This is a genomic window from Baekduia alba, from assembly GCF_028416635.1.
Taxonomy (GTDB): Bacteria; Actinomycetota; Thermoleophilia; order Solirubrobacterales; family Solirubrobacteraceae; genus Baekduia; species Baekduia alba.
Genome location: NZ_CP114013.1, coordinates 434,061 through 448,381 on the forward strand (window position 1 = coordinate 434,061; position 14,321 = coordinate 448,381).

Annotated in this window: 11 protein-coding genes, 1 tRNA gene and 1 pseudogene; 6 read left to right on the plus strand and 7 right to left on the minus strand. The window is 72.8% G+C overall.

Annotation, left to right across the window (positions count from 1 at the left end):
- Positions 1-37: 37 nt before the first annotated feature.
- A pseudogene (locus DSM104299_RS29325) lies at positions 38-392 on the plus strand (VOC family protein).
- Here DSM104299_RS29325 and DSM104299_RS02105 read toward each other — a convergent pair.
- Entirely contained in the window at positions 346-1,596 is a 1,251-nt protein-coding gene (locus tag DSM104299_RS02105; RefSeq protein WP_432419796.1) for an RNA polymerase sigma factor, read from the minus strand. The pseudogene DSM104299_RS29325 and the gene DSM104299_RS02105 overlap by 47 nt on opposite strands.
- Complete coding sequence (locus DSM104299_RS02110; RefSeq protein ID WP_272475630.1) at positions 1,584-2,003, minus strand: YciI family protein; 420 nt, start codon at positions 2,001-2,003, stop codon at positions 1,584-1,586. Before DSM104299_RS02110 ends, DSM104299_RS02105 begins: the two co-directional genes overlap by 13 nt.
- Before the next feature lie 149 nt (positions 2,004-2,152).
- Here DSM104299_RS02110 and DSM104299_RS02115 point away from each other — a divergent pair, with 149 nt between their 5' ends.
- The gene (locus DSM104299_RS02115; protein ID WP_272475631.1) at positions 2,153-2,437 is read left to right on the plus strand and encodes a hypothetical protein; all 285 of its coding nucleotides are present in this window, start codon (positions 2,153-2,155) and stop codon (positions 2,435-2,437) included.
- A gap of 130 nt (positions 2,438-2,567) precedes the next feature.
- Positions 2,568-3,296 carry a SigB/SigF/SigG family RNA polymerase sigma factor gene (locus DSM104299_RS02120; protein ID WP_272475632.1) on the plus strand — a complete coding sequence of 243 codons (729 nt, stop codon included), beginning with the start codon at positions 2,568-2,570 and terminating at the stop codon, positions 3,294-3,296.
- Between the two features lie 2 nt (positions 3,297-3,298).
- Here the strand turns inward: DSM104299_RS02120 and DSM104299_RS02125 are convergent, their stop codons facing one another.
- A complete protein-coding gene (locus tag DSM104299_RS02125) occupies positions 3,299-3,985 on the minus strand; it encodes a class I SAM-dependent methyltransferase (protein ID WP_272475633.1) in 687 nt (228 codons plus the stop codon).
- 219 nt (positions 3,986-4,204) lie between these two features.
- Positions 4,205-4,729 carry a hypothetical protein gene (locus tag DSM104299_RS02130; RefSeq protein ID WP_272475634.1) on the minus strand — a complete coding sequence of 175 codons (525 nt, stop codon included), beginning with the start codon at positions 4,727-4,729 and terminating at the stop codon, positions 4,205-4,207.
- Positions 4,730-4,777: 48 nt separating this feature from the next.
- Here DSM104299_RS02130 and DSM104299_RS02135 point away from each other — a divergent pair, with 48 nt between their 5' ends.
- Positions 4,778-5,929: an aldo/keto reductase gene (locus DSM104299_RS02135; protein WP_272475635.1), complete on the plus strand. Its 1,152-nt coding sequence runs from the start codon at positions 4,778-4,780 to the stop codon at positions 5,927-5,929.
- Here the strand turns inward: DSM104299_RS02135 and DSM104299_RS02140 are convergent, their stop codons facing one another.
- Together DSM104299_RS02140 and DSM104299_RS02145 are read right to left on the minus strand one after the other, a co-directional pair.
- Positions 5,930-6,967, minus strand: coding sequence for an ATP-dependent 6-phosphofructokinase (locus DSM104299_RS02140; RefSeq protein ID WP_272475636.1), 1,038 nt, complete (start codon positions 6,965-6,967; stop codon positions 5,930-5,932). It abuts the gene before it with no gap.
- Between the two features lie 10 nt (positions 6,968-6,977).
- Positions 6,978-9,917: a bifunctional diguanylate cyclase/phosphodiesterase gene (locus DSM104299_RS02145; RefSeq protein WP_272475637.1), complete on the minus strand. Its 2,940-nt coding sequence runs from the start codon at positions 9,915-9,917 to the stop codon at positions 6,978-6,980.
- A 126-nt stretch (positions 9,918-10,043) separates the two neighbouring features.
- Between DSM104299_RS02145 and DSM104299_RS02150 the strand changes: the two genes are divergently transcribed.
- A complete protein-coding gene (locus DSM104299_RS02150; protein WP_272475638.1) occupies positions 10,044-12,278 on the plus strand; it encodes a WD40/YVTN/BNR-like repeat-containing protein in 2,235 nt (744 codons plus the stop codon).
- A 27-nt stretch (positions 12,279-12,305) separates the two neighbouring features.
- Here the strand turns inward: DSM104299_RS02150 and DSM104299_RS02155 are convergent, their stop codons facing one another.
- Positions 12,306-13,670 carry a cytochrome P450 gene (locus DSM104299_RS02155; RefSeq protein WP_272475639.1) on the minus strand — a complete coding sequence of 455 codons (1,365 nt, stop codon included), beginning with the start codon at positions 13,668-13,670 and terminating at the stop codon, positions 12,306-12,308.
- A gap of 252 nt (positions 13,671-13,922) precedes the next feature.
- Between DSM104299_RS02155 and DSM104299_RS02160 the strand changes: the two genes are divergently transcribed.
- Positions 13,923-13,996, plus strand: a tRNA-Asp gene (locus DSM104299_RS02160).
- Positions 13,997-14,321: the final 325 nt, after the last annotated feature.

Genomic DNA, 14,321 nt, shown 5'->3' on the forward strand with positions numbered 1-14,321 from the left:
CGTGATCCGCTCTCGTCGTCCTGACAAGCTCCCCGGCATGGAACGTGTGCTTGGCATCGGCGGCTGCTTCCTGCGCGCAGCCGACCCGGCGGCCCTCGGCGCGTGGTACCGCGAGTGCCTCGGGCTGGACGCCGATCCGCATGGCCTGTGGCGGCAGGAGGCCGGGCCGACGGTGTTCGCGACGTTCGCGGCCGACACCGACTCCTTCGGGGTCGCGCGACCAGCAGGTCATGCTGAACTTCCGGGTCGGCGACCTCGATGCGATGCTCGCGCAGCTGCGCGGCAAGGGCGCGGACGTGGCCGACGAGGTCCAGGACATGGACGGCGTCGGCCGGTTCGGCTGGGTCACCGATCCGGAGGGGAACCGGATCGAGCTGTGGCAGCCCGCGTGATGTCGCCCGCCCGCGCGCGCGCGGCCCGGCGGACGAGGTGGTCGCGCTCGGCGACGTCGGTCGCCCGGCGGGCGGCCTCCGCGTAAGCGGCCGCGGCGGCCGGCAGGTCGCCGTCGAGCTCGTGCAGGTGGCCGCGGACCGCGTGCCAGCGGTGGCGGTCGCCGAGGACGTCGCGCAGCCGATCGGTCTCGCGCAGGCCCGCGGCGGCGCCGAGGACGTGGCCGACGGCGACCGCGCGCCCGAGCACCGCGGCCGGGTCCTGGTCGACGGGGTTGTCGGACAGCGCGACGAGGTCGTCGTACCAGGCGAGGATCTGCGGCCAGTCGGTCTCCTCGGCGCTGGCGGCGTCGTCGTGCAGGGCGGCGATCGCGGCCTCGACCTGGTAGCGGCCCGGACGTTCGAGGGCGAGCGCCGACTGCAGGACGCGCACGCCCTCGGCGATCTCGCGGGTCTTCCAGAGACGGCGGTCCTGCTCGTCGAGCGTGACGATCCGGCCCTCGGCGTCGTGCCGCGCCGCCAGCCGGGCGTGGTTGAGGAGCATCAGCGCGAGCAGCCCGCGCGCCTCCGGCTCCCCGGTGGCCAGCGTGAGCTGGCGGGCGAGCCGGATCGCCTCGGCGGCCAGGTCCACGCGACGGGCGTGGCCGGCGGTGTAGACGAGGTAGAGCACGCGCAGCACGACCGCGAGGTCGCCGGGCTGGTCCAGCCGGCGGCCGTGCAGGGTGCGCTTGGCCCGGCTGATCCGTTGGGCCATCGTCGCCTCCGGCACGTAGAACGCGTCGGCGATCTCCCGTGTCGTCAGGCCGCCGACGGCGCGCAACGTCAACGCCACCTGGGACGCGGGCGCGAGGTCGGGATGGCAGCAGCAGAAGAGCAGGAACAACGTGTCGTCCCCCGCGGCCGCGGGGACGTCGGCGGGCGGCCGCGGCTCAGCGTGCGTCGCCTCCTCGCGCCGGTGGCGGGCGGCCTCGCTGCGGCGGGCGTCGACGAGCCGCCGGGTCGCGACGGTCGCCAGCCACGCGCGCCGATCGCGCGGCGGCTGCTGCGGCCACACCCGCAACGCCTCCAACAACGCCTCCTGCAGCGCGTCCTCGGCGGCGTCGAAGTCCTCGCCCCGCCGGACCAGGCCCGCGAGCACCCGCGGCACGAGCGCGCGCAGCGCGCCCTCGTCCAGCGGGTGCGTCGACCCGTCGATCACGTCGGGCAGTCGTCCGACGCCGACCCGGACATGATCTCCCGGACGTCGATCCACTCGTGCAGCGGCTCGCCGCCGGGGCCGGGCTCGGAGGAGATGTGGGCCGCGATCTCGAGCGCGCGCTCGCGCGAGTCGACGTCGACCATGTACCAGCCCGCCACGAGGTCGCTGGTCTCCGGCAGCGGGCCGTCGGTGGTGACCGGCGCGGCGTCCGGGCCGCCGTAGCGCACCCACGTCTGCGCCGGGGTGAGCGCCTGCACGCCGACGAGCTCGCCGTTCTCCTCGAGCACCTTGGTGACGTTCTTGAGGAACGCGAAGTGCGCCTCGACGTCCTCGGGCGCCCACTGGTCCATCGGGGGGAAGGGCCGGTGCTGCTCCGGGCCGCCGGTGTAATGCTTGAGGAGCAGGTACTTGGGCATCGTGATCTCCTGGTATCGGGGCCGCGCCTGTCGTGGCCCTTCGCCTGGTGAGCGGAGCCGGTCGGAGCTTCTCGACATCAAACCACCGATCGGGTGCCGCGGCCGACGGACCGCTCGCCGTGCGCGAGCCGGTCAGGGATGATGTCCATATGGACTTCTCGCACGCATTGGCGGCGATCCAGGGATGGATCGGGATCGCCGTCTCGGTGTCGTGCGTCGCGGAGGGCGTCGAGTACGTGCGCGCGACCGGCGTGCTCGACACGCCCGAGCTGCTCGCCACCGACGAGGGCGAGTACTGGATCTTCCCGCTGGTCGGCGACGTCGGCGCGTTCTCGCTGTCGCAGGCGGTGTTCCGCGACGCGAGGTGGAGCAGGGACGGCGTCCGGCTGCGCATCGCGCTGGAGGCCGCGGCGCTCGACGTGGAGTTGGCGTAAAGAGCTGTTTGCGCCGGGACCGCTCCGGAGAAGCTAGATCCTGATGACCGTCAGCACTTCCCCGCCGGGGCGGCTGGCGACAGTTGAGGACTCGCGGCCGAACGACTCGGGCGGCCAACGGGACGCACAGATGCTGCGCCACTACGCCCGAACTCGCGATCCCAGGATCAAAGAGCAGCTGGTCCACCGCTACCTTCCGCTTGCGCGCTACGCCGCGTCCCAGTACCGGCGCGGCTCCGAGCCGTTCGACGACCTCATCCAGGTCGCGAGCGTCGGGCTGCTGAAGGCGCTGGACCGCTACGACCCCGTGCGCGGTGCCGCGTTCAGCTCCTACGCGCTGCCGACGATGTCGGGCGAGCTGCGCCGGCACTTCCGCGATCGCGGCTGGGCCGTGCGCCCGCCGCGCGACCTGCAGGAGCAGGCGCTCGCCGTCGAGAAGGCAGCGACCGCGCTGGAGCGCGAGCTCGGGCACGCGCCGACGGTCGCCGAGCTGGCGGAGCGCGCCGGCCTCGAGGTCGAGCAGGTGCTCGAGGCGCGCGAGGCGCTGAGCGCGCGGATGTCGACGTCGTTCTCGCAGCCCGTGCGCGGGAGCGACGAGGACGACCTGGACCTCGGCTCGCGGCTCGGTGTCGAGGACGACGGCTTCGTCGACGCCGAGCATCGCGCGATGCTCTCGGCGCTCAGCCGCGTGCTGACCCCGCGCGAGCGCGAGATCGTGCGCCTGCGCTTCGAGGAGGACCTGACCCAGGCCGAGATCGGCCAGCACGTCGGCCTTAGCCAGATGCACGTCTCGCGCGTGCTGCGCGCGGCGATCGACAAGCTGCGTGCGGCTGCGCGCGAGCCCGTCGCGGTGTCGTAGACCTAGGACTTGCCCAGCGCGCGCCGGGCGACGAGCACGGCGAAGCGATGGTCCTTGAAGAGGCAGTCCGCCGCGTCGAACCCGGCCTCGCGCAACCAACGCAGCTGGGACTCGACGTCGGCGGGCTGGTCGTGGCGCATCCGTTCCAGCGCGCCGGCCCACTCGGCGTCATCGGAGCCGGCGGCGCGTGCCGACGCCTCGTGCCACGCGTGGTAGCGCCGGTCGAAGCACGGGAACGGCCCCGCGACCTGCTCGGCGTTGACGAAGACGCCGCCGGGCGGGAGCGCGGCGACGATGCGCGCGAACAGCGCCTGCTTGCCGGCGTCGTCGAGGTGGTGGATCGCGAGGGCGGAGACGACCGCGTCGAACCCTCCGGGTGGCAGCGGGTCGTTGAGGTCGGCGACGTGGATCTCGGCGCGGTCGCCGAGCGCCGCGCGCGCCTGCTCGAGCATCGCGGGCGCGCCGTCGGTCAGGACCAACTCGGCCTCCGGGTAGGCGGCGGCGACGCGCGCGCTCAGCATGCCGGTCCCGGCGCCGAGGTCGAGGACGCGGCGCGGCGGCGCGGGGAGCATGGTCAGCGCGTCGACGGCCGTCCCGTAGAAGGCGTCGAAGGGCGGGATGAGACGGCGCCGCGGTGCCTCGTAGGCGGCCGCGTGTGCGTCGAAGGTGGCGGGTGCGGTGTCGGTCATCGCGTACAAGCGTATGTGATGACGTACAGCTTGTCCAGGGCGGATGACGGCAGACTGGGGCGTCGGTCCTCAAGGCCATGTTGTTGGGCGCCTACCTGCAGCGCGGCGCCGTGCGCGACCAACCGCTGAGCGACCGTCAGCGTGCGCTGCTCGCTGCGCGAGGTCGCGCGCCGCCACACCCGCGGGCTGGCGGCGACGACCCGCGTGGGTTGACCGCGCTCAGCCGGTCGTCGTCGTGCTCGACGGCGCCGAGGACGACGCGTCCGGCGTGAGGCCCTGCGCCTTGAGCGCCGTGGTCGCCGCGTTGAGCTTCTTGGCGCCGTCGCCCTGCAGGATCGCCTTGAGCGCCGCGGCGAGCGCCTTGCTGTCGTTCGCCTTCGCCGCGGCCGCCGCCTTGCGCAGCTGGTCGGCGATCTCGTGCAGGCCGGCGACGAGCTGCCGGTGGGCGGCCTGCGCCCCGGCGGGCGGCGTGATCTTGGCGAACTTGTCGGCGGACTGGTCGACGGCGTCGGCGCCCGTCGCCAGGCGGTCGCCGATCTGCTTGGAGGAGGTGTTCGACCCGGTCTGGTCGGAGATCGCGCCGAAGGTCTGCTGCAGCGAGACGCTCGCCTGCTGCAGCTGCGTGGCGTAGGCCTGCTTCTCAGAGGCGCTCGTCGTCTTGGTCCCGCCGTCGTCATCGCCGCCGCCGCAGCCGGCACCGACGAGCGCGAGGAGCAGGGCGAGCAGCGGGAGGGCGCGGCGCATGGTGCCGATCCTCCCAGACTCGCCGCCGCCGCGTACCCTCCAGTGGCGATGACCCTGGATCCCACGCACACCGCCCTCGGCACCTGGTCGGGCGGCCGCTTCATGCACTTCGGCGCGCCGGTCGACGACGAGCGCTACCTCGCGCTCATCCGTCCGGACGAGCGCGTGCGCACCGTTCTGACCGCCGACGTCTACGGCGAGGGCGAGGCCGACGTGCTGCTCGGCCGCTCGCTCGCCGGCCTGGATCGCGACGCCTACTGCCTCGTCGGGGCCGTCGGCCACGACTTCTACGACGGCGAGCGTGAGGGAGCCAAGGGCTTCCCGCGCTTCACCGACCCGCGCCTGCGGCCGGAGGGCGAGTACGGGTCCTACCTGCGGACCGCGACCGAGCGGTCGCTGCAGCGGATCGAGGTCGACGCGTTCGACCTGTTGTTGCTGCACAATCCGGACCGGACCGGCTACACGAGCGCCGCGGTCTGGGACGGCATGGCGGCGCTGCGCGACGCCGGCCTGACGCGGAAGATCGGCGTCGCGCCCGGCCCGGCCAACGGCTTCACGCTCGACGTCATCGACTGCTTCGAGCGCTTCGGCTCCGAGATCGACTGGGCCATGTTGATCCTCAACCCGTTCGAGCCGTGGCCCGGCGAGCTCGCGCTCCCGGCGGCGCAGGCCAACGACGTGAAGGTCATCACGCGCGTCGCCGACTACGGCGGTCTGTTCCACGACGACCTGCGTCCGGGGCTGCCGATGGCAGAGTTCGACCACCGCAAGTTCCGCCAGGCCGGCTGGATCGAGCGCGGGGTCGAGCGCCTCGATCAGCTGCGCCCGATCGCCGAGCGCCACGGCCTCACGCTGCTCCAGCTCGCGGCGCAGTGGAACCTCGCCCATCCGGCCGTCGCGTCGGTGGTCCCGACGCTGATCCAGGAGTCGTGGGACGGCGCCAAGACGGTCGAGGACCAGCGCGCCGAGCTCGCGACGACGCCGGCCGACGTCGTCCTCAGCGACGACGAGGTCGCCGAGATCCGGGCGATCGGCGACAACACCCAGTGCATGCCGCTCAAGGGCGGGGTGCCCGACCACGAGGGCGAGCCCCGCGCCGACCGCTGGCCGCTGGACGCCGAGCTCGAGGCGATCGGCGCCCGCTGGGACATCGCGCCGGACGCCTTGCAGATCGCCGCCCCGCGCGAGCCCGCGGTCTAGCTAGCCGAAGAAGACCTCGGCATCCGCGAAGAACTTGTCGTCCAAGGTCTTCGGGTCGCCGAGCGCCTCGGAGATCGGGACCGTCGCGATGTCGGCCCCGCGCAGCGCCACCATCACGCCGGACTGCTGAGCGGTCACGGCTTCGGCGGCCGCGACGCCGAAGCGCGTGGCCAGCACGCGGTCGAACGCGGTCGGGGTCCCGCCGCGCTGGACGTGGCCGAGGATCGTCATGCGCGTCTCGTAGCCGGTGCGCTCCTCGATCTCGCGCTCCAGGACGACCGCGATCCCGCCGAGGCGCTCGTGGCCGAAGGCGTCGAGCTTGCCCGCCTCGCCGGTCGTCGAGAGCGTGCCCTCGCGCGGCGTCGCGCCCTCCGACACCACCACGATCGAGAACGTGCGCCCGTTCGCGTGCCGGCGCCGGATGTGGTTGCAGACCTGCTCGATGTCGAACGGGCGCTCGGGCACGAGGATGACGTCGCCGCCGCCGGCCATGCCGGCGTGCGCGGCGATGAAGCCCGCGTGGCGGCCCATGACCTCGAGCACCATGACGCGGTTGTGCGACTCGGCCGTCGTATGCAGCCGGTCGACCGCGTCGGTCGCGATCTGCACCGCGGTCTGGAAGCCGAAGGTGTAGTCGGTGCCCTTGAGGTCGTTGTCGATGGTCTTGGGCACGCCGACGACCGGGACGCCGTCGGCGGCGAGCCGGGCCGCGACGCCGAGCGTGTCCTCGCCGCCGATCGGGACGAGCACGTCGACGCCCTTGGCCGCCATCCCGGCGCGCACCGCCTCGGTGCCCCCGCCGTCCTTCTTGAAGGGGTTGGTCCGCGACGACCCCAGGATGGTCCCGCCGCGCGGCAGGATCCCCTTGGTCCGCTCGACGGTCAGGTCCTCGCCCTCGCCGTTGAGGACGCCCGCCCACCCGTAGGTGTAGCCGTACAGGGTGTGCCCGTCGGTGACGCCCTTGCGGACGACCGCCCGGATGACCGCATTGAGCCCGGGGCAGTCGCCGCCGCCCGTGAGTACGCCGATCCTCGCCATGGCGAGGATGCTAAGCCCGCCGTCCAGCCCCCATGTGGGCTATGCGCAGCGCCTCGTCGACCGGCTCGGGCCGCCCGAGGTGGAAGCCCTGCGCGTAGTCGACGCCCAGCTCCCGCACGGCGTCCAGCGTGTCGGAGTCGGCCACGAACTCGGCCAGCGACGGGGTGCCCAGGCCGCGGGCGATCGCGACGACGGCCTCGACCACGAGCCTGTCGGTCGGGTTGTCGCGCAGTCCGCGCACGAACTCCCCGTCGATCTTGAGCAGGTCGAAGCACAAGTGCTTCAAGTAGGAGAACGACGCGAAGCCGGCGCCGAAGTCGTCCAGCGCGAGCAGGCAGCCCAGGCGGCGCAGCGTCTCGGCCAGCGCGCGGGCGCGCTCCAGGTTGACGATCGCGACGGTCTCGGTGATCTCGACGATGAGCCGGCCGGGTGGGACCGGGTTGTCGATCAACAACTTCTCCAGCCAGCCGGCGAACTCGGCGTCGCCCATCGTCCGGCCGGAGAGGTTGACGCTCAGCGTGACCGGCGTGCCGCGATCGTGCTCGCGGCGGACGAGCCCGACGGCGCGTTCCACGACCCAGCGGTCGATCGCCGGGATGACGTCGAAGCGCTCGGCGATCGGCAGGAACGTCGCGGGCGGGATCAGCTCGCCGGAGTCCGAGAGCATGCGGATGAGCAGCTCGAACGACGGGATCGGGTCGCCGTCGTCGCCGCGCGCCAACGCCACGAACGGCTGCGCGTGCAGCACGAAGCGGTCCTCGGCCAGCGCGGTCCGGATGCGCTCCAGCCACGACAGGCGCGAGACGTGGCGGCCGGGGCCGGGGCCGTCGCGCTCGGAGCGCGCGGCGCGGTTGCGCCCGCCCTCCTTGGCGTCGTACATCGCGATGTCGGCCTCGACCAGCAGCTCCTCGGCGCTGAGCCCGTCGGTGCCGTCGAACGCCGCGAGGCCGATCGACGCGGTCACGCGCGCGTGGCGCGAGCTGTCGGCGACGGTGCCGTCGCGCTCGACGGCGCGCAGCAGCTTGCCGGCGACCGCGGCCGCCTCGCCCTCGGTCACCTCGGGCAGGATCACGCCGAACTCGTCGCCGCCGAGGCGGGCGATGACGTCGGTCTCACGCAGCTCGGCGCGCAGCGTGGCGGCCAGCCGGGCGATCAGCTCGTCGCCGACCGGGTGGCCGAGCGTGTCGTTGACGTACTTGAAGCCGTCGAGGTCGAGGACCAGCAGCGCGCCGGGCCGCCGGTAGCGCTCGGCGCCGGCCAGGACGCGGTCCAGCTCCTCCTCGAAGCGCCGGCGGTTGAACAGGCCGGTGAGCGCGTCGTGGTCGGCGAGGTACTGGAGCTGGCCCTCGAAGCGCTTGCGCTCGGTGATGTCGACGATCTGGCCGATGCCGTAGGCGGGCCGGCCCTCGTCGTCGGTCACCGCGGCGACCGTCACGAGCGTCCAGACGCTGTGCCCGTCGGCGTGGATCATGCGGCACTCGGCGGTGACGCGCTCGGCCGCGCCGGTCATCAGCGCGGTCAGCCGCTCGCGCGTCGCCGGCAGCTCCTCGGGATGCAGCACCGAGCTGATGCGCGTGCCCAGCAGCGTGTTGCGCTCGTAGCCGAGCAGCTCGGCCAGCGCGGGGTTGACCGTGACCCACTGGCCGGCGCCGGGGCCGCGGAACTCGAGGACGCAGACCCCGATCGGCGCATGCTCGAACGCGGCGCGGAAGCGGGCCTCGGCCTCGCGGCGGCCGGCCTCGAGGCGCTGGCGCTCGGTGACGTCCTGCGTCGTGCCCCAGACGCGGCGGATCGCGCCGTCGACGCGCTCGGCCGGCGCGCCGCGGCCGTGGAGGATCCGCTCGACGCCGTCGGGGCGGATCAACCTGTAGGTGATGTCGAAGGGCTCGCCGTCCAGCGCCGCGCGGGCCAGCGCGCCGCGCACCGCGACTCGGTCGTCGGGGTGGATCAGGCGATCGTGGGCGGCGTAGCCGGCGTCGCCGTCGGGGTCGACGCCGAAGATCCGGAACAGGCCGGGGCTCCACCACGACGTGTTGGCGCGGACGTCGGCCGCCCAGCTGCCCATGCCGGCCATGGCCTCGGCCTCTTCGAGCAGCGCCTGCTGGCGGCGCGCGCGCTCCTCGGCGTCGCGCAGCCGCAGCTCGTCCTCCTTGCGCGAGGTGACGTCGCGCGTGGTGGTGACGGCCTCGACGAAGGCGCCGTCCTCGTCCAGGACGGGGGAGACGGTGGACTCGAGCCACATCTCGCGCCCGTCGCGGACGTTGGTGATGCGGTAGCTGACGGCGCTGCGCGCGCCGTCGCGGGCCAGCTCGTGGGCGGCGCGGATCGCGTCGGCGTCGTCGGGGTGGCAGACGTCGGCGGCCCAGAAGCCGACGAGGTGCTCGGCCGCAAAGCCCAGCAGCGCCTCGGCGCCGCCGGCGGCGTAGACGATCCTGCCGTCCGCGGCGTGGCGGGCGATCAGGTCGCCGGCGTGGGTGGCGAGCAGCGCGAGGTCGCGCTCGCGCTCGGCCAGGGCTTCCTGGGCCTCGACGAACGCGGTGACGTCGGTGAAGGTGACGACGGCGCCGTAGGCCTGGTCGCTGCCGTCGGCGAAGAGCGGGACCGCGTTGGCGCGCAGGTACTGGCGGGAGCCGTCGAAGCGCCGGAAATGCAGCTCGACGTCGCGCACGGGCTGGCCCGTGGCGATCGCGCGCGTGCCCGGCTGGTCGGCGATCGCGATCGGCGTCCCGTCCGCGTGGCGCGGGACGAACCACCCGTCGGACGGCCCGCGGCCGGCGAGACGGTCGTGCTGCGGGGTGTGGACGCCCGTGATGAGCCGCGCGGCGAGGTTCGACGCGCGGATGGTCGCGGTCGCGTCGAGGACGACGAGACCCTCGGTCGTCGCGTCGGCGGCGGGGCCGAGCAGCCGGGACCAGTCGTCATCGGTCGTAGGAGCGTGGCGGAAGGGCATTCGGAGGCCTCCTTGGAAGGTCGGTTGCGCCGAGGTGGGACTTGAGGCCGCGGGTTGCGTAACTTCCGTGCGCGGACCTCGTTCGAGCGGCACATGCACCCGATGACGACGAGGAGCTGTGAACCGATGAGAAGGCTGCTGCGATCCGGCGGCGCCATGGCCGTGGCGGCCGCCCTGGCCGCCGCCCTGCCGGCCGGCGCGTCCGCCAACGTCCAGGTCGGCTCGTCCGGCTGGCTGTGGGGCAACCCGCTGCCGCAGGGCAACACACTGCGCGCGATGGCGTTCTCCGGGCCGAGCGGCTACGCGGCCGGGGACTTCGGCACGCTGCTGAAGACCACCGACGGCGGCGTGACGTGGGCCGGTCTGCCGGCGGGCACGTTCTCCAACCTGACCGAGCTCCAGGTCATCGACGGCAACACGCTCGTCGCGGGCGGCGGGTGCGTCGCGCGGCGCTCGACCGACGGCGGCCAGACGTTCTCGCGCATCGCGTTCACCAACGTCGAGTCCAACTGCCCCGCCGACGCCAACCTCGGGGCGCTCGCGTTCTTCGACGCCAACACCGGCTTCGTGTTCGAGGTCGGCGGCCAGGTCTTCCAGACCGACGACGGCGGGACGCGGTTCGCCGCCAAGACGCCCGTGCCGGCGACGAAGGCCGTGGGCGGTGGGGCGATCCCGACCGACGCGACGTTCCGATCGCCGACCGCCGGGTTCGTGGCCACGACCGACGGCAACATCTACCAGACGACCGACGGCGGCACCTCGTGGAAGTCGGTCTCCCAGACCGGCCGCGCCGTGCGCGGCATCACGTTCACCGGCGACAAGGTCGGCTACGCGGTCGGCGACGGCGACCTCTTCCTGAAGACCAGCGACGGCGGCGCGACGTGGGTCGCCAAGGACGTCGCGGCACCCGGCGGGCAGGACCTGACCGGCGTGCAGTGCGCGACCGCCGACGTGTGCGTCGTGACGACGAAGGCCGGCAAGGTCGTCGGCACGACCAAGGACGGCGGCGACCACTGGCTGTGGAAGGCCGTCTCCAGCGACCCGCTGTTCGCCGCCGGCCTGGCCTCGGCGACGCGCGTCGTCGCCGCGGGTCAGCAGGGCGCCACCGCGTTCTCCGACGACACCGGCGAGAACTACAGCCCCGTCGGCGGCCGGCTGCTCGGCCAGTTCACGCGCGTGCGCGCGGGGAAGGTCGCGGGGTCGGCGTTCGCGCCGGGGCCGGACGGGACGCTGGGCCGGACGACCGACGGCGGGCACACGTGGACGCGCGGCAACGTCGCGACGTCCGAGGACGTGCTCGACGTCTCGTTCCCGACCGTGAACGACGGCTACGCGCTGGACGTCGCGGGCGGGGTCTTCAACACCAACGACGGCGGCGGCCACTGGGCCACGCTGGACACCGGCTCGACCGCGCGGGCGCGGGCCGTGTACGCGCCGTCGCCGACGAACGTGATGGTGGTCGGACCGACGGGGATCCGGCGCTCGACCAACAGCGGTGCGTCGTTCGCGGCCGTGCGCGGCGCCGTCGCACGGACGGTCCTGGGCCAGGTCGACCGCGCCGGCGGCGCGATCGTCGCCTACGGGCCGCAGGACGTGATCAAGTCGGTGGACAACGGCAAGGCGTGGACGACGGTCCTGAAGCCGGGCAAGTACATCAAGAAGGGCAAGAAGCGGGTCAACCGGCTGGCGGTGCGCAACGTGGACTTCGTCGACGCGACGCACGGGTTCCTGCTCGACGGGTCCGGGCGGCTGTGGCGGACGGCGAACGGGGGCAAGGCATGGACCGAGCTGCCGGGCGTCGGGACGAACGCGGCGCGGGGGATGTCGTTCTCGAGCGCGTCGCGCGGCTACCTGGTGGTCTCGTCGTTCGGTGACGTCCGCCAGTCCACGGGGTTCCTGCTGCGGACCGACGACGGCGGCGCGACGTGGCATCCGCAGTTCGTCGAGAGCGATCCGATCGCCGACGGCGGGATCGCCGCGGGCGGCGGGACCGACTACCTGCTCGGCGGGCAGCAGGCGTTGTTGTACTCGACGAGCGGGGGTGACGCGGGAGCGGCGAGCGCGCTCACGGTCGCCGCGCCGAAGGCGAGGTACGGCAAGCCCACCCACATCACGGTGACCGGCAAGCTGACGCCGGCGTCGGGCAACGAGCGGATCACGGTGTCCTACCGGGCGCCGGGGTCGACCGTGTGGCGGACGCAGACGGTGACCGCGAGCAACAACGGGTCCTACACGTCGTCGTGGAACCTGGCGAAGGGCGACAACCTGTTCGTCGCGCAGTGGCAGGGCAACTTCCGCGCCCACGGGGACGGGTCGAAGGTGCTGGTGGTGAGGGTCGGGAAGGCGAAGGCGAAGCGCTAGGGGCGGGGCGGGGCGGCGCGGGCGGTGCTAGGCGGCGATCGGGTCGCTGAGGCCGTCGCCGCCGATGCCCGCGGCGGGCTGCTGCGCGGTGCGAACCGTGACCGGCAGCCCGTCGCGCGGGCCGATCGTCGGCATCTGGCGGACGGTCAGCGCATAGCCCGGCTGGACCTCGAGTCGGAAGCGGCTGAGGATCTTCGAGGCGATCACGTGGATCTCCGCCTGGCCGAAGCGCATCCCGATGCACGTGCGCGAGCCGCCGCCGAAGGGGACGTAGGCGCCCTTGGGGATCTTGTCGCGGTTGGTCGGCGTGAACCGGTTCGGGTCGAACGTGAAGGGGTCCTCCCAGACGTCCGGCAGGTGGTGGGAGACCCAGGAGCTGTACTCCACGGGCACGCGCGCGGGGATCTTGACGCCGGCGACCGTGGCCTCTTCGATGGAGCGGCGCGGGCCGATCCAGGCCGGCGGGTAGAGGCGCAGGGTCTCCTCGAGGGCGGCGTCGAGGTCGAAGTCGGGCTGATCGGCCAGGGATGGGTGCCGCGACAGCTCGTAGAAGAGGAACGCCACCGTCGACGTGGTGGTGTCGTGGCCGGCGAAGAGGAGCGTCATGACCTCGTCGCGGATGTTGCGGTCGGTCAGCAGGAGCTTGCCGTCGTCGTCCTGGGTCGTCGCGAGCAGGAGGCCGAGGAGGTCGTCGCCGAGGTCGCCGGCGGCCCGCCGGCGGTTGATCTCGGCGTAGATCACGGAGTCCAGGCGCTTGGCCGCCGTGCGCATGCGACGCCAGGGGGAGCCGGGGCCGCGCAGGACCTGGAAGATGTAGTCCTTGGACCAGAACGCGAGGGCGTTCTCGAACTCGTCGGCGGGGTTGATGCCGTGACGGTGCTTCGCGGCGTCCGGGTCCAGGCCGAAGAGCGCGCGCATGGCGATTCGGAGCGCGAGCTCGCGGGTCCAGTGGTACAGGTCGAGCTCCTGGCCGTCGTGCCACTGGTCGAGGGCCTTGTCCACCTCCTCGTTCATGAGGATGATGGACTGGTGGATGCGCTCCTTGTGGAACATCGGGAGCATCGCCTTGCGGGAGAGGCGGTGGAACGCGCCGTCGATCGCGAGCATGCCGTCGCCGAGCAGGGGCATCAGGTCGCCGTAGTGCCCGGTCCGCCACTCGTAGTTCGCGGCGTTGGAGACCAGCAGGTGGTGATTGGCCTCCGGGCCGAGGACGAACACGATGTTCTGATGGAAGACCCGCTGGGTGAAGACCGGCCCGTACTTGTCATAGGCCTTGAGCAGGAGCGTGAGCGGATCCCGCGTGAACTGCGTGGTCCGCACCATCGAGAACCGCGTATCCCCGGGCGGAAACGGCGTGCTGATCCCCCGCTCGATCTTGTAGTCCCCGACCATCCGCTTGATCGGATTCGTGCTCGTCGGCGCAGGCGGCGCCTCAACCCTTGTGCCGGCCATGAAGAGGAACCGTACTGGTTGTTTGGCCGACCAGCCAGGATTTGGGTGAGGCCGGTCGATCGTTGCCCGCCGCGATCAGCGCCCCTGCCACTCATTGGCGTGCGATCCGACGCCGGAGGCGCTTTCCGCCAGCCGACCACGAGGCCGCAACCGTCGCTGCGGTGATGCCATAATGGTCGTCCCGATTGACTCGGGGGCGTAGCTCAGTTGGTTAGAGCGCCGGCCTGTCACGCCGGAGGTCGCGGGTTCGAGTCCCGTCGCTCCCGCTTTTCCACGCAAATCGGCGACTTTGCGGCGAGGTCGCGGGATAGCGTTTCTCGTGGTTGAATCTGCGGGCGCGTCGGGCCGGGCGAGAGATGATCACCGAGCGGCCCGGCTCGCGGGCCGCCGGGATAGCGATGGCGTTCGAACTCATCGAGTCGGCACGGCACCGTTGCACTCGAGGTCGACGACGCGCGTCTGCCGCGCGTCGGTGACGCTGGCGCAGCAGCCGCGATGAGGATCGGACTCCGAGGTGGTCGTGAAGCCCGGCGCGCGACGGTCTCGACGCGGGCGACGGTCTGACCGCTGACAGCCACTACACGCTGCGCT